The sequence below is a fragment of the Catenulispora sp. GAS73 genome (assembly GCF_041262085.1).
GTDB lineage: Bacteria > Actinomycetota > Actinomycetes > Streptomycetales > Catenulisporaceae > Catenulispora.
Window position 1 is genome coordinate 1 of sequence record NZ_JBGCCM010000021.1, and the last position, 25422, is coordinate 25422.

General features: G+C 70.9%; 24 protein-coding genes. 6 read left to right on the top strand and 18 right to left on the bottom strand.

What is annotated here, in order from left to right:
• Window positions 1-490: 490 nt before the first annotated feature.
• The 10 genes from tyrS to argC form a co-directional block, all read right to left on the bottom strand.
• Window positions 491-1753: a tyrosine--tRNA ligase gene (tyrS, locus tag ABH935_RS29075; RefSeq protein WP_370381292.1), complete on the bottom strand. Its 1263-nt coding sequence runs from the start codon at window positions 1751-1753 to the stop codon at window positions 491-493.
• Window positions 1754-1842: 89 nt separating this feature from the next.
• Window positions 1843-2460 (bottom strand): DNA-3-methyladenine glycosylase, encoded by a 618-nt coding sequence (locus tag ABH935_RS29080; RefSeq protein ID WP_370381123.1) that lies wholly within the window; start codon window positions 2458-2460, stop codon window positions 1843-1845.
• Between the two features lie 51 nt (window positions 2461-2511).
• Window positions 2512-3015 carry a dual specificity protein phosphatase family protein gene (locus tag ABH935_RS29085; RefSeq protein WP_370381124.1) on the bottom strand — a complete coding sequence of 168 codons (504 nt, stop codon included), beginning with the start codon at window positions 3013-3015 and terminating at the stop codon, window positions 2512-2514.
• 65 nt (window positions 3016-3080) lie between these two features.
• Window positions 3081-4499 carry an argininosuccinate lyase gene (gene argH, locus ABH935_RS29090; protein WP_370381125.1) on the bottom strand — a complete coding sequence of 473 codons (1419 nt, stop codon included), beginning with the start codon at window positions 4497-4499 and terminating at the stop codon, window positions 3081-3083.
• Window positions 4500-4541: 42 nt separating this feature from the next.
• Entirely contained in the window at window positions 4542-5048 is a 507-nt protein-coding gene (locus tag ABH935_RS29095) for an arginine repressor (protein ID WP_370381126.1), read from the bottom strand.
• Complete coding sequence (gene argF / locus ABH935_RS29100; protein WP_370381127.1) at window positions 5045-5971, bottom strand: ornithine carbamoyltransferase; 927 nt, start codon at window positions 5969-5971, stop codon at window positions 5045-5047. Before argF ends, ABH935_RS29095 begins: the two co-directional genes overlap by 4 nt.
• Window positions 5972-5973: 2 nt before the next feature.
• Window positions 5974-7260: an acetylornithine transaminase gene (locus tag ABH935_RS29105; RefSeq protein WP_370381128.1), complete on the bottom strand. Its 1287-nt coding sequence runs from the start codon at window positions 7258-7260 to the stop codon at window positions 5974-5976.
• Window positions 7257-8165, bottom strand: a complete 909-nt coding sequence (gene argB, locus ABH935_RS29110; RefSeq protein ID WP_370381129.1) for an acetylglutamate kinase — start codon at window positions 8163-8165, stop codon at window positions 7257-7259. Before argB ends, ABH935_RS29105 begins: the two co-directional genes overlap by 4 nt.
• Entirely contained in the window at window positions 8162-9313 is a 1152-nt protein-coding gene (gene argJ / locus ABH935_RS29115; protein WP_370381130.1) for a bifunctional glutamate N-acetyltransferase/amino-acid acetyltransferase ArgJ, read from the bottom strand. Before argJ ends, argB begins: the two co-directional genes overlap by 4 nt.
• Before the next feature lie 59 nt (window positions 9314-9372).
• Window positions 9373-10401 carry an N-acetyl-gamma-glutamyl-phosphate reductase gene (gene argC / locus ABH935_RS29120; protein ID WP_370381131.1) on the bottom strand — a complete coding sequence of 343 codons (1029 nt, stop codon included), beginning with the start codon at window positions 10399-10401 and terminating at the stop codon, window positions 9373-9375.
• Between the two features lie 265 nt (window positions 10402-10666).
• Between argC and ABH935_RS29125 the strand changes: the two genes are divergently transcribed.
• The 5 genes from ABH935_RS29125 (at window position 10667) to ABH935_RS29145 (ending at window position 16109) form a co-directional block, all read left to right on the top strand.
• Window positions 10667-13759, top strand: a complete 3093-nt coding sequence (locus ABH935_RS29125; protein WP_370381132.1) for a BTAD domain-containing putative transcriptional regulator — start codon at window positions 10667-10669, stop codon at window positions 13757-13759.
• Between the two features lie 278 nt (window positions 13760-14037).
• Window positions 14038-14424, top strand: a complete 387-nt coding sequence (locus tag ABH935_RS29130; RefSeq protein WP_370381133.1) for an antibiotic biosynthesis monooxygenase — start codon at window positions 14038-14040, stop codon at window positions 14422-14424.
• A gap of 23 nt (window positions 14425-14447) precedes the next feature.
• Complete coding sequence (locus ABH935_RS29135) at window positions 14448-15020, top strand: GNAT family N-acetyltransferase (protein ID WP_370381134.1); 573 nt, start codon at window positions 14448-14450, stop codon at window positions 15018-15020.
• Entirely contained in the window at window positions 15017-15520 is a 504-nt protein-coding gene (locus ABH935_RS29140; RefSeq protein WP_370381293.1) for an AAA family ATPase, read from the top strand. Before ABH935_RS29135 ends, ABH935_RS29140 begins: the two co-directional genes overlap by 4 nt.
• A 106-nt stretch (window positions 15521-15626) precedes the next feature.
• The gene (locus ABH935_RS29145; protein ID WP_370381135.1) at window positions 15627-16109 is read left to right on the top strand and encodes a glyoxalase superfamily protein; all 483 of its coding nucleotides are present in this window, start codon (window positions 15627-15629) and stop codon (window positions 16107-16109) included.
• On the opposite strand, the gene ABH935_RS29150 is transcribed toward ABH935_RS29145, so the two are convergent.
• Window positions 16106-16648 (bottom strand): hypothetical protein, encoded by a 543-nt coding sequence (locus tag ABH935_RS29150; protein WP_370381136.1) that lies wholly within the window; start codon window positions 16646-16648, stop codon window positions 16106-16108. The two genes, ABH935_RS29145 and ABH935_RS29150, sit on opposite strands and share 4 nt — an antisense overlap.
• A 135-nt stretch (window positions 16649-16783) precedes the next feature.
• Here ABH935_RS29150 and ABH935_RS29155 point away from each other — a divergent pair, with 135 nt between their 5' ends.
• Window positions 16784-17551 carry a class I SAM-dependent methyltransferase gene (locus ABH935_RS29155; RefSeq protein WP_370381137.1) on the top strand — a complete coding sequence of 256 codons (768 nt, stop codon included), beginning with the start codon at window positions 16784-16786 and terminating at the stop codon, window positions 17549-17551.
• A 141-nt stretch (window positions 17552-17692) separates the two neighbouring features.
• On the opposite strand, the gene pheT is transcribed toward ABH935_RS29155, so the two are convergent.
• The 7 genes from pheT to infC all read right to left on the bottom strand — a co-directional run bounded on the left by pheT (window position 17693) and on the right by infC (window position 25193).
• Window positions 17693-20194 carry a phenylalanine--tRNA ligase subunit beta gene (gene pheT, locus ABH935_RS29160; RefSeq protein ID WP_370381138.1) on the bottom strand — a complete coding sequence of 834 codons (2502 nt, stop codon included), beginning with the start codon at window positions 20192-20194 and terminating at the stop codon, window positions 17693-17695.
• On the bottom strand, window positions 20194-21315 hold the full coding sequence (gene pheS / locus ABH935_RS29165; protein ID WP_370381139.1) for a phenylalanine--tRNA ligase subunit alpha: 1122 nt from the start codon (window positions 21313-21315) through the stop codon (window positions 20194-20196). The genes pheT and pheS overlap by 1 nt, the downstream gene beginning before the upstream one ends.
• Before the next feature lie 131 nt (window positions 21316-21446).
• Window positions 21447-22619, bottom strand: coding sequence for an ATP-binding protein (locus tag ABH935_RS29170; protein ID WP_370381294.1), 1173 nt, complete (start codon window positions 22617-22619; stop codon window positions 21447-21449).
• Window positions 22620-22829: 210 nt separating this feature from the next.
• Window positions 22830-23648: a TrmH family RNA methyltransferase gene (locus tag ABH935_RS29175; protein WP_370381140.1), complete on the bottom strand. Its 819-nt coding sequence runs from the start codon at window positions 23646-23648 to the stop codon at window positions 22830-22832.
• 54 nt (window positions 23649-23702) lie between these two features.
• A complete protein-coding gene (rplT, locus tag ABH935_RS29180; protein ID WP_194914953.1) occupies window positions 23703-24089 on the bottom strand; it encodes a 50S ribosomal protein L20 in 387 nt (128 codons plus the stop codon).
• A 54-nt stretch (window positions 24090-24143) separates the two neighbouring features.
• Window positions 24144-24338 carry a 50S ribosomal protein L35 gene (gene rpmI / locus ABH935_RS29185; protein ID WP_370381141.1) on the bottom strand — a complete coding sequence of 65 codons (195 nt, stop codon included), beginning with the start codon at window positions 24336-24338 and terminating at the stop codon, window positions 24144-24146.
• A 138-nt stretch (window positions 24339-24476) separates the two neighbouring features.
• Window positions 24477-25193, bottom strand: coding sequence for a translation initiation factor IF-3 (infC, locus tag ABH935_RS29190; RefSeq protein ID WP_370381295.1), 717 nt, complete (start codon window positions 25191-25193; stop codon window positions 24477-24479).
• Between the last annotated feature and the right edge of the window lie 229 nt (window positions 25194-25422).

Sequence of the window (25422 nt, forward strand, 5' to 3'; positions counted from 1 at the left end):
GTTGAGTTCTCAAGAAACAGACGCCCGAACCACTCGTCCCGGAACCTTGATTCCGATCGGCTGCGACCCGGCGTTGTCAGGTCTTGCTGTTTTTCGTTTTGTTCTTGTCTTGCTTCGCTTTAGATCTTAGCAGATCCTCCGCGTTCTTCGCAATTTCAGCTTTCGCTTAATTGCGATTGCTTTGGGCGGGATTTAATGTCCCGTTCCTCGGCGTTTCCCAGACTGTATCGGACCGAGTGGCCGGCGACCAAATCGGCGCCGTCAGGGTCCTGACTCATCCGAAGACGCCGACACGGCACCTGCGTCGCTTTGCTGCTTCCCGAACCCGGGAACAGAGCGTCGCACTTGCCGTGGAGGTATGTCGCTTCGAATGGTTACCCGGAGTGATCCCGCGAGTGCGTTGATCCTGCCTGGTGGGCAACGTCTACAAACTATACGCTGGGCCGCCATCCTGGTCAACTCGGACCGGGATGGCGGCCGGAACAGCAGGTCAGGCTCCGACCTCGACCGAGCCGAGGGTGCGCTTGCCGCGCCGCAGCACGAGCCAGCGGCCGTGCAGCAGGTCCTCCTGGGACGGCACTTCGTCCTCGGCCTCGATCTTGCGGTTGTTCACGTACGCGCCGCCCTCGTTGATCGTCCGGCGGCCGGCACCGCGGCTGGCGACCAGGCCGGTGTCGGCCAGCAGCTGCGCGACCGGGACCAGCTCGGTGACCTTCGTGCCCGGCAGCTCGGCCAGGGCCGCACGCAACGTGGGCTCGTCGAGCTCGGCCAGGTCGCCCTGGCCGAACAGCGCCCTGGAGGCCGCGATCACCTGAGCGGTGGCCTCAGCTCCGTGCACCAGCGTCGTGATCTCCTCGGCGAGCGCCTTCTGTGCGGCACGCATCTGAGGCTTCTCCGACGTCAGCCGCTCCAGTTCCTCGATCTCCTCGCGGGACCGGAAGCTGAACACCTTCAGGTAGCTGACCACCATTGCGTCTTCGGAGTTCAGGAAGAACTGGTAGAAGGCGTACGGCGTCATCAGCTCTGCAGAGAGCCACACTGTGCCGGACTCTGTCTTGCCGAACTTCGTGCCGTCCGCCTTAAGGAGCAGCGGAGTGGCCAGAGCGTGTACCGCAGCGCCTTCAGCCTTGTGGATCAGATCCACGCCGGCGGTGATGTTGCCCCACTGGTCGCTGCCACCGGTCTGCAGAACGCAGCCGTACTGCCGGTACAGCTCCAGGTAGTCCATCCCCTGCAAGATCTGGTAGCTGAACTCCGTGTAGCTGATACCGGCCTCGGAGTTCAGACGCGTACTCACGGCATCCTTGGACAGCATCTTCCCGACGCGGAAGTGCTTACCGATGTCCCGCAGGAAGTCGATAGCGGACATCGGCGCGGTCCAGTCGAGGTTGTTCACCACGCGCGCGGCGTTGGGGCCCTCGAAGGAGACGAAGCGGGAGACCTGCTCGCGGATCTTCTCGACCCACTCCGCGACCGTCTCCTTGCTGTTCAGCGTGCGCTCGGAGGTCGGCTTGGGGTCGCCGATCAGTCCGGTCGAGCCGCCGACCAGGATCAGCGGCTTGTGGCCGGCCTCCTGGAGGCGCCGGGCGGCGATCATCTGGACCAGGTTGCCGAAGTGCAGGGAGGGCGCGGTGGGGTCGAAGCCCACATAGAACGTGACCGGCCCGTCGGCGAACGCTTTGCGCAGCGCGTCCTCGTCCGTGGACAGGGCCAGCAGCCCGTGCCACTTCAGGTCATCGACGATGTCGGTCACGGTATCCCTCGCGGTCATCGCTAGTGGGTGGTCGGTGTCGTACTCCACCCTGCCGTATAGGACACCGGTCGTGCGAACGGGTTCAGGACTCAGGACGACGTGGCGGACCGCACTTTGGGCTTGTGTTCCTTATAGGGGCTGACCGTCCTGTCCCCCTCGATCCAGAACCGCCAGGGGATCTCCTTAGCGGACGACACCCCGACGCGGGGACCGGTCGCGACAGTGAAGTCGGCGGATTCGCGCGCATGAACCGTCAAGGGACCGCCGTCGCACAAGTCGCGGCCGTTGTCGTCCCGGCCCAGACCCAGCGCCTTGGTGAGCCGCGCCGGACCCCGCGCCAAGTCGCGGTCCGAGGACCCGACCCGCACAGTGCGCGCCAGATCCGCTCCCTCGACGATCTCTCCGGCACGGATGAGAACCGCCGAACACTCGCCGTCGGGACTACAGACGAAGTTGATGCAGTAATGCATGCCGTAGGTGAAGTAGACGTACAGGAACCCCGGAGGCCCGAACATTACTTCGGTCCGCGGAGTCTTCCCTCTATAGCCGTGAGAAGCAGGGTCCAACGGACCGGCGTACGCCTCGACCTCGGTAATGCGCAGAACACGGCGGCCCTCCGCACTGTCCCGAACCAGAAGGCACCCCAGAAGGTCCGGTGCGACGTCCTCAGAAGGGCGCGAGAAGAAGGACCGCGGTACGACAGGCATACGGGGAGTCAATCACGCCGCGCCCACACCCCTTAGCGGAAACCGGACCCGTCAGTCGCTCCAAAGCCCCGACAGCTCGGCCGCGAGCCCGAGCCCGGTCTCCAGGTACGCCACAAAGGACTCGTTGTTCAGCGCGGCCGGCGAACGGTGCTTCCGGATCATCGCTATAGCGTCCGCCGCCGTATAGCCGCTCTGTATAAGTACCTCTGCGACCACCAGCCCAGAGCGGTTCATCCCGGCCCAACACCGCACCAGCACGTGCCGCCCCGCGACGTAGTCCGAGGCCGCCGACGCCGCGAACTCCTCGACGTCGCGGATCTGCTGAGCGGTCAGCACGTCGTCAGGCAGCCGCAGCACACGGTGTTCCACCCCGGGGGCGGGGCCGTAGCCCACCTTCTGTGTCAGGCTGTAGACAATGTCGAACTGGTCGGTCACGATGGCCTTCGTCGACGTCCCGTCGCGGGCCGTGTAGACGTGGCCCCCCATCCACAGCCCCGGCGCCACCTCAGACCATGGCTCACGTGGTGAGTCCTCGTAGTCGCTGTCGTCCAGCATGCCTAACAGAATGCCGAATGCGTCGCCAACTGGCTACTGTCGGCGACGCATTCGGCACGGACCAATCAGCGAGCTGCCCACTCCCGCTGCACAGTGACGTCCGCGACCAGCGCCTCCAGCTGCTCGGCGACCCGCTTCGGCGCCGTCCCGCCCCGGCCGTCGCGCGAGGCCAGCGACCCCTCGACGCTCAACACCGTCTTCACATCCGGGGTCAGCAGCGGCGAGATCTCCGCGAGCTGCGCGTCGGTCAGTTCTTCCAGCGTGAGGCCGCGCTCCTCGCAGTACCGCACCGAGCCGCCCGCGACCTCGTGCGCGACCCGGAACGGCACGCCCTGCCGCACCAGCCACTCCGCGACGTCGGTCGCCAGCGAGAAGCCCTGCGGCGCCAGCGCCGCCATCCGGTCGCCGTGCACTGTCATCGTCGCGATCATCCCGGTGAACGCCGGCAGCAGCACCTCCAGCGTGTCGACCGAGTCGAACACCGGCTCCTTGTCCTCCTGCAGGTCCCGGTTGTACGCCAGCGGCAGGGCCTTGAGCGTGGCCAGCAGGCCGGTCAGGTTCCCGAGCAGCCGGCCGGACTTGCCGCGCGCCAGCTCGGCGATGTCCGGGTTCTTCTTCTGCGGCATGATCGAGGAGCCGGTGGCGAAGGCGTCGTCCAGGGTCACGAACGAGAACTCCTTCGTGGTCCACAGGATGATCTCCTCGGCGATCCGGGAGACGTCGATCCCGATCATCGCGGTGACGAACGCGAACTCGGCGAACACGTCGCGCGAGGCGGTGCCGTCGATGGAGTTCGCGGCGCTGGTCGAGAAGCCCAGGTCCGCCGCAACCGCCTCGGGGTCGAGCCCGAGCGTCGAGCCGGCCAGCGCGCCGGAGCCGTACGCCGAGACGTCGGCCCGCTTGTCCCAGTCCCGCAGCCGCTCGGCGTCCCGGGACAGCGCCTGCGCATGCGCCAGTACATGGTGCGCGAACAACACCGGCTGCGCGTGCTGCAGGTGCGTGCGGCCGGGCATGGCCACGTCCATGTGCGCCGACGCCTGGTCGATCAGCGCCTGCTCCAGGTCGGCCACCAGGGACGCGATCTGCCGCGCGTGGTCGCGCAGGAACATCCGGCCCAGCGTGGCGATCTGGTCGTTGCGGCTGCGGCCGGCCCGCAGCCGGCCGCCGAGCTCGGCCCCGAGCTTCTCGATCAGGCCGCGCTCCAGCGCGGTGTGGCAGTCCTCGTCGGCGACCGTGGCGACGAACGCCCCGGAGACCACGTCGGCCTCCAGCGCGTCCAGCCCGGCCAGCATCGCGGCCAGGTCCTCGTCGCCGAGCAGGCCGGCGCGGTTCAGGACGCGCGCGTGGGCTCGCGAGCCGGCCAAGTCGTACTGCGCCAGCCGCCAGTCGAAGTGCACCGACGCCGACAAGGCGGCCAGCGCCTCCGACGGTCCGCCGGAGAAGCGGGAGCCCCAAAGCTGCGATTTGGGTGCCGGGTTGCTCATGTTCCTCGCCGTTCCCTTACATGAATTCGAAATCGAAGAAGGTCAGTTCTCTGCCGCGGCCAGCAGCTTCGCGGCCAGCGCCGGGCCGCCGTCCGGCTCGCGGCTGATCAGCAGCACCGTGTCGTCGCCGGCGATGCTGCCGAGGATCTCCGCGATCTGCGCCTTGTCGAAGGCGCTGGCCAGGAACTGCGCGGCGCCCGGCGGCGTACGCACCACCACCAGGTTCGCCGACGCCTCCGCGCTGACCAGCAGCTCCCCCAGCAGCCGGTGCAGCCGGTGCTCGAACACCGGCTCCGACTGCGCGGCCACCGGCGTGCGGTCGCCGCCCTCGGCCGGGATCGCGTACACCAGGTTCCCGGCACCGTCGCGCACCCGGACCGCGCCGAGCTCGTCCAGGTCCCGCGACAGCGTGGCCTGGGTGACGGACAGCCCGTCCTCGGCCAGCAGCCGGCCCAGCTCTGCCTGGGAACGGACGGAGTGCCGCTCCAGGAGCAGCGCGATCCGCTGGTGGCGCGCGGTGCGGGTCTGCGGGACGGTGGCTTCGCTCATGAGGAGGACTCCAACAGGAAAGCGAGTAGGGCCTTCTGCGCGTGGAGCCTGTTCTCCGCCTCGTCCCACACCACGCTCTGCGGGCCGTCGATCACCGAGGCGGCTATCTCATAGCCCCGATACGCCGGGAGGCAGTGAAGGACTATCGCGTCGGGGGCGCCGAGCGCCAGCGCGGCCTCGTCCAGCGCGTATGCCTTGAAGATCTCCAAGCGCGCCGCCTTCTCGTCCTCCTGGCCCATGGACACCCAGGTGTCGGTGACCAGGACGTCGGCCCCGGTGCAGGCCTCGGCGACGTCGGTGGTCACCGCGACCGAGCCGCCGGTGGACTCCGCGACGCGCTCGGCGTCGGCGACGATCTCGGGCCGGGGCAGATATTCGGCGGGTCCGCAGACCCGCACGTACATGCCCGCGGTGGCGCCGCCGAGCAGGTAGGAGTTCGCCATGTTGTTGGCGGCGTCGCCGAGGTAGGTCATGGTGAGCCCGGCCAGCCGGCCTTTGTGCTCGCGCACCGTCTGCAGGTCGGCGAGGATCTGGCAGGGGTGGAAGTCGTCGGTCAGGGCGTTGACGACCGGCACCGAGGACACCGCGGCCAGCTCCTCGATCCGGGCCTGGCTGAAGGTCCGCCACACGATCGCCGCGACCTGCCGCTCCAGCACCCGCGCGGTGTCGCCGATCTCCTCGCCGCGGCCGAGCTGGCTGCTGCCGGAGTCGATGACCAGCGGGTAGCCGCCGAGCTGGGCGACGCCGACGCTGAAGGAGACGCGGGTGCGGGTGGAGGGCTTGTCGAAGATGACGGCGACCGCCCGCGGACCGGAGAGCACCTGGTGGTCCAGCGGGGCCTTCTTGAAGGCGATGGCCAGGTCCAGGACCCGCTTCTGCTCGGCGGGGCTCAGGTCGTCGTCGCGGAGGAAGTGGCGGACCATGCTCAGGCGTCCTTCGGGGTGGCGGCGGCGAGCGCCGTGTCGAGGAGGGCGGGAAGCGCGGCCAGGAACTCGTCGGCCTGCGCGGTGGTGAGGATGAGCGGCGGGGCGAGCCGGATGGCGTCGGGGGCCGGGGCGTTGATGATGAAGCCCGCGTCCAGCGCGGCCTTGGCGACGTCGGCGGAGTACGGGCCGGTCAGCATGATCGCCAGCAGCAGCCCCTCGCCGCGCACCCCGGCCACCGCCGGGTGGTTCAGGGCGTTGATGCCGGCGGTCAGGTGCGCGCCGACGGTGCGGACGTTGGCCAGCAGGTCGTCGCGCTCGATGGCGTGCAGCACGGCCAGCCCGGCGGCGCAGGAGACCGGGTTGCCGGCGTACGTGGAGCCGTGCTGCCCCGGTCCGAGCAGCGTCGCGGCGCGGCCGAGGCCGACGCACGCGCCGATCGGCAGGCCGCCGCCCAGGCCCTTGGCGAGCGTGACCAGGTCCGGCACCACGCCGGTGCCGCTGTGCCCGAACCACTTGCCGGTGCGGCCGATGCCGGTCTGGACCTCGTCGAGGATGAGCAGGGCACCGTGCCTGGCGGTGATCTCGCGGGCCGCCTCCAGATAGCCGGGGGCCGCGGTGATGACGCCCTTCTCGCCCTGGATCGGCTCGACGATGAACGCCGCCGTCTCGTCGTCGATCGCGGCTTCGAGGGCTGCGACGTCGCCGTAGGTCACGAAGCTCACCTCGCCCGGCAGCGGCTCGAACGGCTCGCGGATCGCGGCCTTGCCGGTCAGCGCCAGCGCTCCCATGGTCCGGCCGTGGAACGAGCCCTCGGTGGAGATCATCTTGGTACGGCCGGTGCGGCGCGCGGCCTTGAACGCGGCCTCGTTCGCCTCGGCGCCGGAGTTGCAGAAGAACACCCGCGCGTCGGTGTCGTTGGCGTGGCCCAAAAGCTCCACCAGCCGTTCGGCCAGCACGATCTGCGGCGCCGAGGCGAAGAAGTTGGAGATGTGGCCGAGCGTGGTCAGCTGCGTGGTGACAGCCTGCACGATCAGCGGGTGCGCGTGTCCGAGCGCGTTGACCGCGATGCCGGCCAGCAGGTCCAGGTAGCGGCGGCCGTCGGCGTCCCAGACGTAGACGCCCTCGCCGCGCACCAGCACCTTCTGCGGCGTGCCGAAGGTGTTCATCAGGGCTCCGCTGTACCGCTCGGTCCAGGCCTGGCCGTATCCGGGTTCGACGACCGGCAGCCCGGATTCTCCGAACAGCTCGGTCTCGCCGACCGGTTCCCGATTCACCACCGCGTTCATGCCGGCACCACCATCGTTCCGATCCCCTCGTCGGTGAAGACTTCCAGCAGCAGCGCGTGCGGCACGCGGCCGTCCAAGACGTGGGCCCGCGGTACTCCCCCGCGCACGGCCCGCAGGCAGGCCTCCATCTTCGGCACCATCCCGGAGGACAGCGTCGGCAGCAGGTCGGCCAGCTCGTCGGCGGTCAGCAGGCTGATCACCTCGTCAGAGGCCGGCCAGTCCGCGAACAGGCCCTCGACGTCGGTGAGGACCACCAGCTTCTCCGCTCCCAGCCCGACGGCCAGGGCCGCGGCGGCGGTGTCGGCGTTGACGTTGTAGACCCCGGTGCCGTCGGCGGCACGGGCGATGGAGGACACGACCGGAATGCGGCCGTCGTCCAGCAGGGCGTTGATGGCGCCGGGGTTGACCGCCTCGATGTCGCCGACGCGGCCGATGTCCACGCGCTCGCCGTCGACGACCGCGTGCCGCTTGACCGCCTTCAGGGTGTCGGCGTCCTCCCCGGACAGCCCGACGGCGAACGGCCCCAGGGTGTTGATCAGGCCGACGATGTCGCGCTGCACTTGGCCGGTGAGCACCATACGGACCACGTCCATGGTCTCGTCGGTGGTGACCCGAAGGCCCCCGGCGAAGCGGTGCTCGATGCCGAGCCGGTCCAGCTGGGCGTTGATCTGCGGGCCGCCGCCATGTACCACGACCGGACGTAGACCGGCGTAGCGCAGGAAGACGATGTCCTTGGCGAAGGCGGCCTGCAGCTCCTCGTCGACCATGGCGTTGCCGCCGAACTTCACCACGACGGTCTTGCCGTGCAGGGCCGACAGCCACGGCAGGGCCTCGGTGAGGATGCCGGCCTTGGCCAGGGCCTCGTGCCGGCGCGCGCCGGCGGCGATCGACTGGACGGTGCTCACGAGGAGTACGCCGAGTTCTCGTGGACGTAGCCGGGGGTCAGGTCGTTGGTCCAGACGGTCGCGCCGCAGGTGCCGGCGGCGAGGTCGACGGTGACCTTGACCTCGCGGCCGGTGAGGTCGACCAGGTCGCGGTCCTCGCCGACGCCGCCGTCGCGGCAGACCCAGACGCCGTTGATGGCCACGGACAGCCGGTCCGGCTCGAACGCCGCGTCGGTCGTGCCGACGGCGGACAGCACCCGGCCCCAGTTCGGGTCGTTGCCGTACATCGCGCACTTGAACAGGTTGCTGCGGGTGACGGCCTTGGCGACCTGGACCGCCTCGTCCTCGGTGGCGGCCCGTACGACCTCGACGGCGATGTCCTTGGTGGCGCCCTCGGCGTCGCCGACGAGCTGGCGCGCCAGGTCCGCGCACACGGAGGTGACGGCGGCCTGGAACTCGACGAGGTCCGGGACCGTCCCGGAGGCACCGGAGGCGAGTAGCAGGACCGTGTCGTTGGTGGACATGCAGCCGTCGGAGTCGACACGGTCGAAGGTGACCTTCGTGGCGGTGCGCAGGACTGTGTCGAGCACGGCGGCGTCGGCCACGGCGTCGGTGGTGATGACCACGAGCATGGTCGCCAGCCCCGGCGCGAGCATCCCGGCGCCCTTGGCCATGCCGCCGACGACGTAGCCGCTGCCGTGCGCCTCGGCGGTCTTGGCGACGGTGTCGGTGGTCATGATGGCGGTCGCGGCGGCCGGTCCGCCGTCGGCGGCGAGCGCCTCGGTCGCGGTCTTGAGCCCGGACAGCAGCGCGTCCATCGGCAGCCGGACGCCGATCAGGCCCGTGGAGCACACGGCGATCTCAGCGGCCGAGGCGCCGAGCAGCGCGGCGCTCTCCTCGGCGGTCTTGTGCGTGTCCTGGAAGCCGGCCGGGCCGGTGCAGGCGTTCGCGCCGCCGGAGTTCAGGACGACGGCCTTGACCGCGCCGCCCTTGAGGACCTGCTCGGACCACACGACCGGGGCTGCCTTCACGCGGTTGGAGGTGAAGACGCCGGCGGCGGCGGTCGCCGGGCCGTCGTTGACGACCAGGGCCAGGTCCGGGTTTCCGGATGCCTTGATTCCGGCGGCGATGCCCGCGGCCCGGAAGCCCTTCGCGGAGGTGACGCTCACAGTTCAGCTCCCCTGTTTCGCTGTAGTTGTGATGGTCGGCGCAGTCGTGGTGGTCGGGTTCACGGTGCGATCCCGACGGTGCTCAGGCCGGCGCCCTCCGGCAGTCCCAGCGCGAGGTTCGCGCACTGCAGGGCACCGCCGGCCGTGCCCTTGGTGAGGTTGTCGATCGCCCCGATGACGACGGCGCGCCCGGCGGCCTCGTCGAACGCGACCTGAAGCTGCACGGCGTTCGATCCGAGGACGGCGGCCGTGGTCGGCAGGCGTCCCTCGGGCAGCACGGTCACGAACGGCTCGTCGTCGTAGGCCTTCAGGTAGGCCTCCCGCAGCTGGTCGGCGCCGACGCCCGGCTTCACCTTCGCGGTGCAGGTCGCGAGGATGCCGCGGGGCATCGGGACCAGCACCGGCGTGAAGGACACCGTCACCGGCTCCCCGGCGAGCGCGCCGAGGTTCTGCGCGATCTCCGGCGTGTGCCGGTGCACGCCGGCGATGTTGTACGCGGCGGTGTTCCCCATGATCTCCGAGCCGAGCAGGTTCGGCTTCAGGGACTTGCCGGCGCCGGAGGTCCCGGTCGCGGCGACCACGACCACGTCCGGCTCGACCAGGCCCGCGGCCACGGCTGGCGCCAGCGCCAGCGAGGAGACGGTCGGGAAGCAGCCGGGCACGGCGACGCGCTTGGCACCGGTGAGCGCGGCACGCGCCCCGGGCAGCTCGGGCAGGCCGTAGGGCCAGGTCCCGGCGTGCGCGGAGCCGTAGAACTTCTCCCACGCGGCAGCGTCGGCGAGTCGGTAGTCGGCGCCGCAGTCGACGATCACGGTGTCCGGTCCCAGCGCCTCGGCGATGACGGCGGACTGCCCGTGCGGCAGCGCGAGGAAGACGACGTCGTGCCCGGCCAGCACCTCGGCGGTGGTGTCGGCGACGACGCGGTCGGCCAGCGGCGCCAGGTGCGGCTGGTGCTCGCCGAGCCGGGAGCCGGCGCTCGCGCCGGCGGTGAGTGCGCCGATCTGGAAGTCGGGGTGCCCGAGGAGGAGCCGGAGCAGCTCGCCCCCCGCGTAGCCGGTCGCCCCGGCCACCGCTGCCGTGTAGGTCATGTGCATGAGAATACGGAATACGGAAACTGTATGCAAAGCGCGTCTCGTCACCCGGACATCCGCAGGCGCCGTCGGCACGCGTCGGCACGCGTCGACGTTCGCCGCCGATCACCGGGGAGGCGTCGCACGACCAGCCTTCGCGGGACGCGTCCGGCACGCTCCAGCAGTACGCCAATCGGGGGACACAACACGCCCCGGGGCCCCGATTGTCGAGAATTTCCCGGGAATTGCTCGGGCGATGTCCAGTCCAATACTGTCCGGTTCCATGTCAGGCACACGGTTCGGCGTCCTCGGTCCCCTGCTGGTCGAAGACCCTTCCGGACCGCGTACCGTCGCGGCGCCCCGGCAGCGTGCCATCCTGGCCGCGCTGCTCCTCACGGCACCCCGGGCCGTGGCCGCCGCCGACCTGGCCGAGCAGGTCTGGAACCTGGAGCCGCCGGCCGGCGCCGCCGGGACGCTGCACAGCTACCTCAGCCGGCTGCGAGGCGCGCTGGGGCCGCTCGGGGACCGGGTGCGGACGCACAGCTCCGGGTACACCGTCGAGCTGCACGCCGGGGAACTGGACATCGACGTGTTCCGGGGCCTGCGGGATCGCGCTCGGGCGGCGACGGCGCGCGGCGACCTGGAGAGCGCGACCACCGCCTACACCGAGGCGCTGGCGTTGTGGCGGGGCGCACCGTTGGCGGACGTGCCGGGCGGGCCGTGGCGCGACGACGCCGTGCGGTACTGGGACGAGCAGGAACTGCTGACGCGCGAGGAGCTGTTCGAGGTCGAGCTCCGGCTCGGACACAGGACGGCGGTAATCCCACAACTGCGGGTCCTAGTGGCGGAGAACCCGTTCCGGGAGCGCCCGGCCGCGCTGTTGCTCGGCGCACTCGCCGCGGACGGCAGGCGCGCGGAGGCGCTGGCGGAGTACCAGCGGGTACGGCGGGTCCTGGTCGAGGAGGCCGGGATCGAGCCCGGCGAGCAGCTGAAGGCCGCGTTCCTGGAGATCCTGCGCGAGGACGACGACCGACCGGCCGGCCCGCGACAGCTGCCCGCTGACCTCCCCGACTTCACCGGCCGCGCCGACCAGCTGGCGGCCGTCACCGAGGTGCTGACCGGGCCCGAACCCGGGGATCCGGCGCCGGTCGTGGTGGTAAGCGGACCCGGCGGGATCGGCAAGACGTCGTTCGCGGTACGGCTCGGCCAGCGGCTGCGGCCGCAGTTCCCCGACGGGCAGGTGTTCGTGCGGCTCGGCGGCCTGCGCGCGCCCCGCCGGCCGGCCGAGCTGGTGTCGGAGGTACTGCGTGCGCTGGGGGTGACGGAGTTCCCCGGCGACGCGGACAAGCGCACGGCGCTGCTGCGGAGCACGCTCGCCGACCGCAGGGTCCTGCTGGTCCTGGACGACGCGACCGACTCGGCACAGATCCGGCGCCTACTGCCGGCCAGCGCGCCGGCCGCGGTGATCGTCACGAGCCGCCGACGCCTGCCCGGACTGGCCGGCCAGGTTCCGGTGGAGTTGGGCCGGCTGCCGACGGAGCAGGCGACGGCGATGCTGGGGCGCATCATCGGCGCCGATCGCGCCGAGGCGGAGCCGGCAGCGTTGCGGCTGCTGGCCGAGGCGTGCGGCGGCCTGCCGATCGCGCTGCGGATCTGCGGCGCGCGGCTGGCGCAGCGGCGGGGCCGGAGTGTCGCGTCGCTGGTCGCGCGGTTGGAGGCGGTGGGGCAGCGGTTGGCGGGGATCGACGCGCTGGACGATGGGGCTGGGACTGCCGGTTCCGGTCCTAGCACTAGCACTAGGACCCGTACTAGCTCCGGTACGAGCTCTGGCTCCGGTACGAGCTCCGGGACTAGCTCCGGCACTAGCTCCAGCTCCAGCACTAGCTCCGGTTCTAGCTCTAGCTCTAGCTCTAGCTCTGGCTCCGGCACCAGCTCTAGCTCCGGCTCCGGCACTACCTCCGGTACTAGCCCTAACTCCGCTACTAACTCCGGTACTAACTCCGGCGCCGGCGCCGAGCAGCCTGGGGCAGAAACGGAGCGCGCCGCAGCCGCGATCGGAGCTACCGCCGAGCGCACCGCCCTTCGTGGTCCGCTGGAGGAGAGCTACCTCGCGCTGAACTACGGCGCCGCAGGCCGCGATGTCGACCTGGCGCGTGCCTTCCGCCTGCTGAGTCTGATCGGCGGCGAGCGCTTCAGCCTGCCGGCGGCCGCGGCGGTGCTGGGTGTCGACGAGTTCGACGCTGACTCCGCGGTGGAGCACCTGGTGCAGGTCTCGTTGCTGGAGCCGGCGGCGCCGGAGCGGTTCGCGTTCCATCCGCTGATCCAGGAGCTGGCGCGCGCACATGCGGTGGCGACGGACAGCGGCGAGGCGCGGGCCGAGGCCGTCGGGCGCTGGACGTCGTGGTGCCTGGCCGGAGCGGCGGCCGCGGACCGGCTGTTCGACCCGAACCGGCCGCGGCTGGCCTGGGAGGCGTGGATCCCGGAGGCCGAGCCGGCGCCGTTCGCGGGGCCGTCGGACGTCGGCGACTGGTTCGACCGCGAGTCGGCCGGGCTGCTCGAAGCCGCCGCCGTGGCCGCCGCGCAGGGCGATCACGCGACGGCCGCCGCGTTGCCACTGGTGCTGCTGCAGGGCTTCCGGATCCGGGGCCGCGTGGAAGAACTCGAAGAGCCGCTGCGGGCCGGCGTCGCGGCGGCGATCAAGCTCGGCGAGCCGGAGGTGGCCGGCGTGCAGCTGAACAGCCTGGCCATCGTCTACGGCGCGCTCGGGCGGTTCGACGAGGCGATCGCGACGTTCGGTGAGGCGGTTCCGCACTACGAGTCGGCCGGGCTCGTCGAGCGCGTGGCGCAGGCGCGGATCAACGCGGCCATCACCGTCGCGCAGAGCGGTCGTCCCGCGGAGGCCGCCGTGCGGTTGAAGGACTCGTTGGCCGAGCTGGACGCGTTACCGGCGACGTCGTTGCTGTCCAGCTTGCAGGTGTCGGTGATGCTCGCGCTGACCGAGGCGCTGCGAGACTCCGGCCACCCCGAGGAGGCGCTGGAGCTGTACCCGCGGCTGCTCGCGGCGGCCGAGGCGGTCGGCGACACACCACGGCTGGCGATCGCGTGGGGGAACCTGGGCAAGCTGCACGCGAAGAACGGCCGGGCCGAGGAAGGCATCCCCTGCATCGACAAGGCGTTGGAGCTCCATCGCTCGATCGGCAACCGTGACGGCGAGGGTTACGCGCTGTGGGCGCTCGGCGAGGCGTGCGCTTCGCTGGGGCAGAGCGATCGTGCGCGGCGTGCGTGGTCCGAGGCCCGCGAGATCTTTCTGGCGTTGGGACGTCAGGGTTATGCGGCCGACCTCGCGGAGTTGATCGCCGAGGCCGACGCGGCCTGAGCCCGCCGCGCGCCACGCCAGTTCGGCCGGCCCCCTCCGACCGGCCGACCAGGTGTGTGTGGCGCACAAGCGCGGTCTGCCCACCGCCCCACGACGGGCAGACCGCGTGCTCGGGCCCCCCGGGTCCGTCCGGCCCCCGATGCGGATCCGGCGGAACCCCTCCCCTGCCAGGTCCCTTGTGGTGTTCCCTGGTTGACACCAATTCTGGGCGGGCCTGCTTGCGTTTGGCTTGCGCGGCGAGTGCGCGGCGCAAGACCATGGAGGAGAGGGGATGCATCATGATCATCAGAGTGTGGCGCGGCTGGACCACGCCGGAGAACGCCGACGCGTACGAGGCGCTGCTGCGCGAGGAGATCACCGGCGAGTCGGTGAACGGGGAACAGACGCCGGGGATGCTCGGGATCGACGTGCTGCGGCACGATCCGGACGCGACCGACGACAACTCCGGTGCCGCCGCCGACGACAGCCCGGCCGCCGAGGTCGAGTTCAGCACGATCATGTACTTCTTCGACTGGGACGCGGTGCGCGCCTTCGCCGGCGACGACGCCTTCGCCGCGGTCGTCCCCGACGCCGACCGCGCCCTGTTGACCCGTTGGGACGAGCGGTCGCGGCATTACGACCTGCTGTCACGAAACGGACAGTGGAAAACACTTGCGGACGGGTGAACGCGGCGCAAAGATCACGACGTATGACCGAACCCGCTGACCCCCCGAGGGCCCTCACCCCGGGTGTCGTCCCGCCGGAGACCGTCGACCTCGACGGCTACCACCTGCGGCGCCCCACCCTGGACGACACCGACGCACTCCACCAGGCCGTCAAAGCCAGCTTCGCCGAGCTGCACCCGTGGATGCCGTGGTGCACGGAGCCGGTGGAGAGCGTGCAACAGCGGGAGTTCATCGAGCGCTCGGAGACGAGCTGGGCGGCGGGCACGACCTTCAACTGGCTGATCATGGACGCCGGCGGCGACCTGATCGGCACCATCGGCCTGATGGACCGGATCGGCCCCGGCGGCCTGGAGATCGGCTACTGGCTGCGCAGCGACGCGACCGGCCGCGGCGTGGTGACGCGCGCCACGGCCCGCGTCACCGACATCGCCCTCGCCCTGCCGGGGATCGAGCGCGTCGAGATCCACTGCGACGCGGCGAACGTCCGCAGCGCCGCGGTGCCCCGGCGGCTCGGATACCGGCTGGACCGGGAGACGCAGGTCGAGCCGACGGCCCCCGGGGAGTCGGGACTGAGTCAGTACTGGATCACGCCCTGACGCGTCCCGTCGCGTACTTGCTCGCCGGGCTGACCGGATCCGGGAAGACGACGTACGCGCGGCGCCTGGAGGCCGAGCACGGCGTGCTGCGGCTGTCGGTCGACGAGGAGGTCTTCGCACGCCACGGCCGCCACGGCGTCGACTACCCGGAGGAGGAGTACCCCGCGCGTGCGGCGCCGGTGGCAGAAGACGTCCAGCAGCGCTTGGCCGAGGAGATCCGGGCCGGGCGCTCGGTGGTGTTGGACTACGGGCTGTGGCTCCGCGTGGAGCGGGAGGCGTACAAGGAGCTGGTCGAGGCCGCCGGCGGGAGCTGGCGGCTGATCTACCTGAAGGTGGACCGGGCCGAGCTCCTGCGGCGGCTCGCCGAGCGCAACGTACGGCAGGATGCGAACGCGCTGACCGTGACCCCTGAGATGCTCGACCAGTTCGCCGCACGGTTCGAGGAGCCATGCGGCGAGGGCGAGGAAGTTGTTGCTTCCGATTCGCACCCACCGCCGTAGCCCTGTCAGAGCCGGCGGGGACAGCCACCGACATCCGGCTTTCTGATCGCGGCACCCGCCGACAACGCGAGCATCGGCAGGACGGGCCGCGTGGAAGGCTGACGCCATGGCGTCCATCGGTGCAGACCGTGCCAATACAGACCACGCCAAAGCACTTGCCAAGCTGCTGTGTGAAGACCTCGCCGCGGCGGGCTTCGACATCCCGCACAGCCTCGCCCTCGAACTGACCGCCCACCAGGTCGGCGGCATCCCGGTGCTGCGGGTGATGTCGGTCGAGGCGGCGCTGCCGTTCTACGTCGACTACCTGGGATTCACGCTGGACTGGGAGCACCGGTTCGAGCCCGGGCTGCCGCTGTATGCGCAGGTGTCCCGCTCGGAGGCGGTGCTGCACCTGTCCGAGCACCACGGTGACGGCAGCCCGAACGGCGTTGCCTGGTTCCCGGTCGCCGACGTCTTCGGCCTCCACGCCGAGCTGCTGGCACGCCCGAACGCGCCGCTGCGTCCGGGGCTCGATCGGGACGCGCCCGGCGGGCCGACGTTCCAGGTGATCGATCCGTATGGCAACGTCCTGCGATTCGCGCAGAGCTAGATTCCCGCCTCGGCCGCGGGCGGGATCCGGGTGAACGACATCCGCCAGTTGTGCACCCAGGTCTCGCCGCCGTCGAACGAGAACGCTTGCTCCCACTGCGCGGTGTCGGCGTCGAACACGTTCCAGTCGAAGCGCACTTCGATCGGCTTGCCGTTGACGGTGTCCGTGCCGTGGAAGACGCCGTGGGTGCCGGTCCAGCGGCCGGTGACCGGGGGGTCGAGGTGGCCGGGGGCGGCGGTGGAGGCCCAGTAGATGTTCCACTCGGCGGTCTCGGGGTTGAACAGGCGCAGGGACATGCCCTCGAAGCGGCTGCCGTTCGGCATCTTCTCGACGGTGAGGTTGTCGACGTTGGCCAGGCCGCCGAGGGTGGGGCGGAGCCATTGGACGCCTTCGAACTCGACCCAGTCGGTGCAGTGCGGGTCGGCCATCGCGGCCAGTTTGCGGTGCTTGACCTGCCAGGTGCCGGCCAGGAAGTCGAAGTCGTGGCGGCCGTCGTTGGTCGGGGCCTCGGGCGCGGCGGTGGTGATGTTCTCGGTCATGTGACCACTGTGAGCCCGCTCCCCTGACATCTCTTGTCAGTGATCTCCGAAGATCTCTTGCGCTCGGCACGGGCCTCATCCTATCTTCTCGATGTATCGGACCGATACATCGAGAAGATACAAGGGAGCCTTGGCATGCGGCTGACGAACTACGACACCGAGCAGTATCAGGACTATGCGCGGGGGCGCGCGCTGAAAGATGAGCAGATGGCGGCGTGGATCGGCGCCTTCAGTGCCCTGCTGCCCGAGCGTCCGGAGGGACGACCGCTGGTCGGATTAGACGTCGGCTCCGGGACCGGCAGGTTCACCCCGGCGCTGGCGAGCGCCTTCGGGCCGGTGACCGGAGTCGAGCCGTCGGTCCGCATGCGCGAGGTGGCACTGGCACAGTCGCAGCACCCCGACGTGCAGTACGTGGCAGGCGCCGCCGAGGACATCCCGGTGCCGACGGCCAGTGCCGACTACGCGGTCCTGCTGCTGTCCCTGCACCACGTCCAGGACAAACCGCGGGCAGCGCGCGAGTTGGCACGCGTCGTCAAGCCCGGCGGACGGCTGATCATCCGCTCCGGATACCGCGACCAGATGCCGTGGATCTGGTGGTTGGAGCACTTCCCGAACGGCTTCGACAAGGACGCCGTGCTGTTCCCGCCGCTGCACGAGGTCGTCGAGACCTTCAACTCGGCCGGCTGGCGTGTGCGCACCTTCAGCCCCTTCACCGAGCCCTCCTCCGGCACATACGGCGAGATGCTGGAGCGGCTGCGGCTGCGGACGCACACGATCTTCAACCACTTGAGCACGGAGGAGGTCGAGATCGGGTTCGAGCGGTTGGAACGGGCCGTCGCGCGGAATCCCGACGCACCGGTGCCGGGCGAGCCGGCGCCGCTGCTGAGCTTCGAGCGCCGCTGAGGCTTGAGGGGGACCCGACTGCACACAAGAAGCCGGGTCCCGTCCAAACACGGACGGAACCCGGCTTCCACAACAACCTCAGCCCTCAGACCTCAACGTCAGCCCTCAGCCCTCAGACCTCAGCCCTCAGCCCTCAGCCCCCTAAGACCGCAGCACCGCCCCGGTCCGCGCACCAGCCAGCGCCACCGCGCTGTCGCGGGCCTGGGTCGCCTCCTCAGCGGTCAGCGTCCGGTCCGGGGCCCGGAACCGCAGCGCGAAGGCCAGCGACTTGCGTCCCTCGCCGATCCGCTCCCCGGTGTAGACGTCGAACAGCCGCACCGACTCCAGCAGCTCCCCCGCACCCTCGCGCAACGCCGTCTCGACGTCGTGCTCGGCGACCGCGGCGTCCACGACCAGCGCGACGTCCTGGGTGGCGACCGGCATCGAGGAGATGCTCGGAGCCTGCGTCAGCACCTCCTCGGCCGGGATCATCCGGTCCAGTTCCAGCTCCATCGCGGCGGTGCGGGGCGGCAGGCCCAGCTCCGCCACAACCCTCGGGTGCAGCTCGCCGGCGTGGCCGACCAGGCGGCCGTTCACTGCCAGGCGGGCGCAGCGGCCCGGGTGCCAGGGCTCGTGCTGGTCCTGCGTGATCTCCAGCTCGACCCGGCAGGCGTCGGCGATGACGCGCGCGGCCTCGATCGCGTCCTGCCAGCCGGCCGGGCGGCCGGGGCCCCACCAGCCGGCGGGCTCGCGCAGGCCGGACAGCACCACCGCGACACGTCGCGGCTGCAGCGGCAGCGCGGCGTCCAGGGACGCCAGTTCCTCGTCGGTCGGGCGGCGCTCGACCGTCAGGCGCGGGGCCACGGGCGCCGCGTCCTTGCGGGGCCGGAACACCAGGCCCTGCTCGAACAGCGCCAGGTCCGCCGTGCCGCGGCCGACGTTGCGGCGCAGCGCCGCCAGCAGGCCGGGCAGCAGCGTCGTGCGCATCGACGGCTGCTCCTCGGAGATCGGGTTCGCCAGCGGCACCGTGTTGCGGCGCGGGTCGTCCTCCGGCAAGCCGAGCGCGTCCAGGTCGGCCTGGCCCAGGAACGGGTAGGCGATGACCTCGGCGTAGCCGGCCGAGGCCAGCGCGGTGCCGACCCGGCGGCGGATCCGCTGCACGTGCGTGTAGCCGGTGCCGGCGGCGACCTTGGGCAGCGTGGAGGGCAGCCGGTCGAAGCCCTCCAGCCGGATCACCTCCTCGGCCAGGTCGTTCGGGTCCCGCAGGTCCGGGCGCCAGCTCGGCGGAGTGACGACCAGGTCCTCGTCACCGGCCGGCGTCAGGTCGCAGCCGACCTGCAGCAGCCGGCGCTCGGTCTCCTCGCGGGTGTAGTCGACCCCTGCCACGCGGCCCGGGTGCGTCCACGGGATCGTGATCGGCGCCGGCCGGGTGACCTCGCCGACCACGGTCACGCCCGCCTCGGCGGTGCCGCCGGCCAGCTCGACCAGCAGGTCCACCACGCGCTGCGCGGCGGCGGCCGCGGCGGCCGGGTCCGCGCCGCGCTCGAAGCGCTTGGAGGCCTCGGAGTGCAGCTTGTGACGGCGCACGGTCCGCGCGATCGAGGTCGCCTCGAAGTACGCGGCCTCGACCACGACCTCGGTCGACCCGTCGTGGATCTCCGTGGACGCCCCGCCCATCACACCGGCCAGGCCGATCGGCCCGGAGTCGTCGGTGATCAGCAGGTCACCCGGGTCCAGCTGCCGCTTGGCCCCGTCCAGCGTCTCCAGCACCTCGCCGGCGGCCGCGCGGCGCACCGCGATCGGCCCGGACAGCCGGGCCCGGTCGTAGGCGTGGATCGGCTGGCCCAGCTCCAGCATCACGTAGTTGGTGATGTCGACGATCAGCGAGATCGGCCGCATCCCCGACATCTGGAGCCGGCGCTGCATCCACAGCGGCGAGGGCGCCTTCGGGTCGATGCCGGTCACGGTCCGCGCCACGAACAGGTCGCAGCCGGCCGGGTCCTCGACCACGACCGGGTACCCGTCGTCGTTGCCGGCCGGGACGGCCAGCGCCGCCGGGTCCCGGAACGCCACGTCGAACCCGGTGGCCGCCTCCCGCGCGATGCCGCGCAGGGACAGCGTGTAGCCGCGGTCCGGGGTGACTTCGAACTCGATGACCTCGTCGTCCAGGCCCAGGTAGGCGATCGCGTCCGCGCCGACCGGGGATTCCGGCGACAGCACGATGATGCCGTCGTGGTCCTCGCCCATGCCGAGCTCGCGCGCGGAGCAGATCATGCCGTTGGAGTCGCGGCTGTAGGTCTTGCGCGCGGCGATGTGGAAGTCGCCGGGCAGCACCGCGCCGGGCAGCGCCACGACCACGTGGTCGCCGACGGCGAAGTTGCGGGCGCCGCAGACGATCAGCTGCGGGTCGGCGGCCGAACCGGGGCCCTCGGCGGCGGCCGTGACGACCACCTGGCAGTGCCGGATCGGCTTCTTGAACCCGGTCAGCTCCTCGATCGCGGCGACCTGGCCCACGACCAGCGGCCCGGTCAGGCCCTCGCCGACGCGCTCGATGGTCTCCAGCTTGCCGCCGCCGGTCCGGGTCAGCTTGTCCGCGACCGCGAAAGCGGTGGTCCCGTCCGGCAGCGCGACGTAATCCTGCAGCCAGGAGTAGGGGACGTGCATCAGATCTCCATCCCGAACGGGAGCGTGAAGCGCACGTCTCCCTCGATCATGTCCCGCATGTCCTGCACGTTGTTCAGGAACATCAGGCTCCGCTCAAGACCCATCCCGAAGGCGAACCCGCTGTAGCGCTCGGGGTCCACGCCGCACGCGATGAGCACGCGCGGGTTGACCATGCCGCAGCCGCCCCACTCGATCCAGCCCTCCGAGCCGCAGGTGCGGCACGGGTTGTCCGGGTCGCCGACCGAGGCGCCCTTGCAGACGAAGCACTGCAGATCGACCTCGGCCGAGGGCTCGGTGAACGGGAAGAAGTGCGGACGCAGCCGGGTCACCACGCCGTCGCCGAACATGGCGTTGGCCCAGTGGTCCAGGGTGCCCTTCAAGTCGCCCATCGTCAGACCCTCGTCGACGGCCAGACCCTCGATCTGGCTGAACACGGGGGTGTGCGTGGCGTCGAGCTCGTCGGTGCGGTAGGTGCGGCCCGGGGAGACGGCATACACCGGGGCGCCTTGCTCCAGCAGCGTGCGCGCCTGCACCGGGGAGGTGTGGGTGCGCAGCACCATGCCGCTGCCCTCCCCTTCGTTCTTGCCCGCGACGAAGAACGTGTCCTGAAGATCGCGCACCGGGTGGTCCGGCGGGAAGTTCAGCGCGTCGAAGTTGTACCACTCGGCCTCGACCTCGGGACCGTCCACCACCTGGTAGCCCATGGCCACGAAGATGTCCGCGATCCGCTCCTGGATCGTGGTCAGCGGGTGCCGGGCGCCGCGCGGGGCGCGGTCCCACGGCAGCGTGACGTCCACGGCCTCCTCGACCAGGACCCGCGCGTCGCGTTCGGCCTCCAGGGCCTCCTGCCGCTCGGCCAGCGCGGCCTTCACCGCGCCCCGGGCCTCGCCGATGCGCTTGCCGGCCTCGGCGCGGGCGGCCGGCGGCAGCGCGCCGATCTCCCGGTTGGCCAGCGCCAGCGGCGCGCGGTCGCCGGTCACGGCGATCTTCACCTGGTGCAGTTCGTCCAACGAGGTCGCGGCGGCGATCGCGGCCAGCGCGTCGGCCCGGTGGCGGGCGACCTCGTCGGGCTTCACCGCCTCGACTTCCACCGGGTCGTACGACTTGTTCGGTGCCGACATGTTGTTGTTGTCTCCATGGATTAATGGCCCCGCGAGGTCGGCGAGGTACTAGCCGAGTCTAAGGGGGCCATGGAACGAACACAGATTCCGCCCATGCGGGAACGCGAGAAGCCCGCGCGCCGGGAAGATCCCTACGCGACGGGCAGCGTAAATCGGAAGCGCGCGCCACCATCGGGCCCGTTACCGACGGACACCAGTCCGCCGTGCGCTTCCACCAGACCCTTCACGATGGACAGGCCAAGGCCGGTCCCACCCCGGCGACCACCCCGCCAGAAGCGGGTGAAGACGCGGTTGAGCTGGTCCTCGGGGATCCCGGGACCTTCGTCGCTCACCGCAACCGCCACGCTCGACACACCTTCAGTATGGAGACTGTCTGGGTGGGGCCGATCCGAACATCCCTGCGGGTCGGGTCGATGCCTCGACCCTGCTCCCGCAGATGCGTCCGGGCCCAACTCGGCCCGCACCTCAATAGTGACAGTCCCCCCGCCGTGCCGCACGGCGTTTTCCAAAAGATTAGCCAGGACTTGACGCAGTTTGTCCGGGTCGGCGGCGACCGGCGGCAGCCCGCGCGGGATCCGAGTCCGGAACGTCTCCTCCGGCACGCCCTGCGCCACGCAGGCGCGCACCTGGTCGGTGATCAGCTCGCGCAGGTCCACCGGGACCCGGTGAAGCTCCATCCGGCCGGAGTCCAGCCGGGCGACGTCCAGCAGCTCGGCGATCAGCCGCACCACGCGGTCGGCGTCGGCGTCGACGGTCTGGAGCATCATCCGCTTCTGGTCGTCGGTGAACCGGTCCCAGCGCGCGAGCAGGGTCGCGGTGAAGCCCTTCACGCTGGTCAGCGGCGAGCGCAGCTCGTGCGCGACGGTCGCGATCAGATCGGACTGCCGGCGCTCCCGGCGCCGCCGGGCCTGGGTCCCGCGCAGCGCCACGACCAGGCCGGTGACCGGCGTCGAGCGGCCGTCGCGGCGCTGGTAGCGCGCGGTGACGAGCAGTTCGGTGCCGGCTTCGGGGTCGTCCTGCTCCGGGTCGTCCGGCAGGAACAGCTGCGCCTCGCGATGGCCGGTCCTTATGCTCAGGCCGCCGTAGGGGTCGGTGAGCCGCCACCAGTCGCGGCCGTCGACCGTGCGCAGCGGTAACACCTCGTCGAACGGACGGCCCAGGGCATCGTCGGCGGGGATCCCGGTGAGCGTCACGGCGGCGCGGTTGAAGACCCGCACCAGGCCGTCGGTGTCGGCGGCGACGAACCCGTCGGGCAGGTCGTCGGGCACCAGCAGGCCGTCCAGGGCGCCGGCGAACAGCTGCATGCCGGATCGCGCACCGCGTGCGCCGACCGAAACGGTCACCTGACGGTCCTCCTGCCTGCCCTCGCTGTCGTCGCGCTGCGCGCCTTGTGCGTCACCTTGGCGATGATCGGCCAGACTATCGTTCCGCTCCGACGGATCATCGACCACAGTGGCGAACCATTCGCCACCCTGACCGCCTGCGGACTCGGAGCGGACTCACATCGGACGCGCCTAGCGTTGCGCCCGGGCAGAGGAATATAAGCACACTGCTGCCGCCGTCGCCAGGTTGAGGCTCTCGGCCCGGCCGTGGATCGGCACCCGGACCGCCTCGTCGGCCAGTCCCAGCAGCGCTTCGGGCAGTCCCCAGGCCTCGTTGCCGAACATCCAGCATGTGGGCCGCGCCAGCCGGCCGGCGTCGAGCTCGTCGTCGAGGTCGGCCGCGCCGGTGCCGTCGGCGGCCAGGATCCGCAAGTCCGCCGCACGCAGAGCACTGACAGCCTGCTCGGCGCTCACCCCCACGGAGACCGGCACGTGGAACAGGCTGCCGGCCGAGGCGCGCACGGCCTTGGGGTTGTAGACGTCGACGGACTCCGAGGTGACGACCACCAGGTCCGCCCCGGCGGCGTCGGCGCAGCGGATCACGGTCCCGGCGTTCCCGGGGTCGCGGACATGCGTCAGCAGCGCGACCAGCTTCGGGCTGCGCGCGGCGAGGAAGGATTCGAGCGGGACGTCCAGGAACCGGCACACGCCGATCAGGCCCTGCGGCGTCACGGTCTCGCTCAGCGACTCCACCAGATCAGGGGTCGCGACGGTGATCTTCGAGCCCTGCTTGCGGGCGGCGGCGACGATCTCGCCGTACCGGTCCGCGGCCTCGCCGGTGGTGAACAGCTCGACCAGCACCCCGTCGAGCTCGGCGGCCTCGCGCACCGCCTGCGGCCCCTCGGCCAGGAACAGCTCCTGTTTGGCCCGGAACGACCGCGAGGCGAGCCGCCGGGCCGCCACCGCGCGGGGTGCGCGCGGGTTGGACAGCTCAGGACTCGCCTCGCTCATCGCTCACCGTGCCTCACTGGCTTGACTGGCGAAGTGGGGCTGGATCGCCAGGACTTACGCGGCGGTCTTCGGCGCGTTGACGTCGGAGGGCAGCGCCTTCTTCGCGACGTCGACCAGGGCGCGGAAGGCCTCGGCGTCGTTGACGGCCAGCTCGGCCAGCATCTTGCGGTCGACCTCGACGTTCGCCAGGTGCAGGCCCTGGATGAACCGGTTGTAGGTCATGCCCTCGGCGCGGACCGCGGCGTTGATGCGCTGGATCCACAGCCGGCGGAAGTCGCCCTTGCGGTCCTTGCGGTCCCGGTAGGCGTAGACGAGGGAGTGGGTGACCTGCTCCTTCGCCTTGCGGTACAGGCGCGAGCGCTGGCCACGGTAGCCGCTGGCCTGTTCCAGGACGACCCGGCGCTTCTTCTGGGCGTTCACTGCCCGCTTGACGCGTGCCATTGTTCTATCTCCTGCTCAGTAACTAGGTCGGGGGGCGATGCGCCGCGGGGTGCCTCAGCGGCCCAGCAGCCGCTTGATGCGCTTGACGTCGTTCTTGGCCACCTCGACCTCGCCGGTGTGGGCGCGGGTGTACTCCGAGGACTTGCGCTCGAAGTTGTGGCGCATGCCGGCCTGGCCGCGCATGATCTTGCCCGAGCCGGTCACCTTGAAACGCTTCTTGGCACCGCTGTGGGTCTTCTGCTTCGGCATGGCGCCGTTTCTCCTTCACATGGGGCGGATCCGCGGGGTGCTACCCACACGGATCCGCTCTCGCTCTCGCCCCGGGACGACCGCCCCGCAGCTAGTGCGGGGGGCCGAGCCCTCGGGGCCGGTCCGGCCTGACCGGGGTCAGGACTGCTCTTCGGTGGCCTGGGCCGCGCCGACGACGGCGGCTTCGGCCGGCTCGGCCGACTCCACCGGCTCCGCCGACTCGATCGGCTCGATCGACTCGGTGAGCTCGCCGGGCTCGGCGTGCTCGACCTCGCCGGACGCGCCGGAGGCGTCGGCCTTGCGCTGCTCCTTGGCCGCGCGGGCCTCGGCCATGGCCTCGGTCTTCTTCTTGTGCGGGCCGAGGACCATGATCATGTTGCGGCCGTCCTGCTTCGGCGCGAACTCCACGAAGCCGAGCTCGGCCACGTCCTCGGCGAGCTTGCTCAGCAGCCGCCGGCCGAGTTCGGGCCGGGACTGCTCCCGGCCGCGGAACATGATGGTGATCTTGACCTTGTCCCCGGCCTTCAGGAACCGCACCACGTGACCCTTCTTGGTCTCGTAGTCGTGCGGGTCGATCTTCGGGCGGAGCTTCATCTCCTTGATGACCGTGTGCGCCTGGTTCTTGCGCGCCTCACGGGCCTTCAGGGCGGACTCGTACTTGTACTTGCCGTAGTCCATGACCTTGACGACCGGCGGGCGCGCGGTCGCCGCGACCTCGACCAGGTCGAGGTCCTGCTCCTGAGCCAGCCGGAGCGCGTCCTGGATCGACACGATGCCGACCTGCTCACCGTTGGGGCCGACCAGCCGCACTTCGGGAACGCGGATCCGGTCGTTGATACGGGGCTCAGTGCTGATGGGGCCTCCTACGTTTTGGGCTCGATGCCCGGGGTCTTCTTCGGTGCGCGGCCCCTGCGAAAAACACAAAAGCCCCGCACGACACGCATGCGAGGCTCCACCACCGGACTGACCGACGCCGCAGGGGTTGCCGGGACGAGCGCGAGCGCCGCCCGCACACCCTTCGGCGTGAGGCTGTGTGACCGGAACCCGTCCGCCCGGAGGCAAACCAGGTGGGAGATGGAATCTC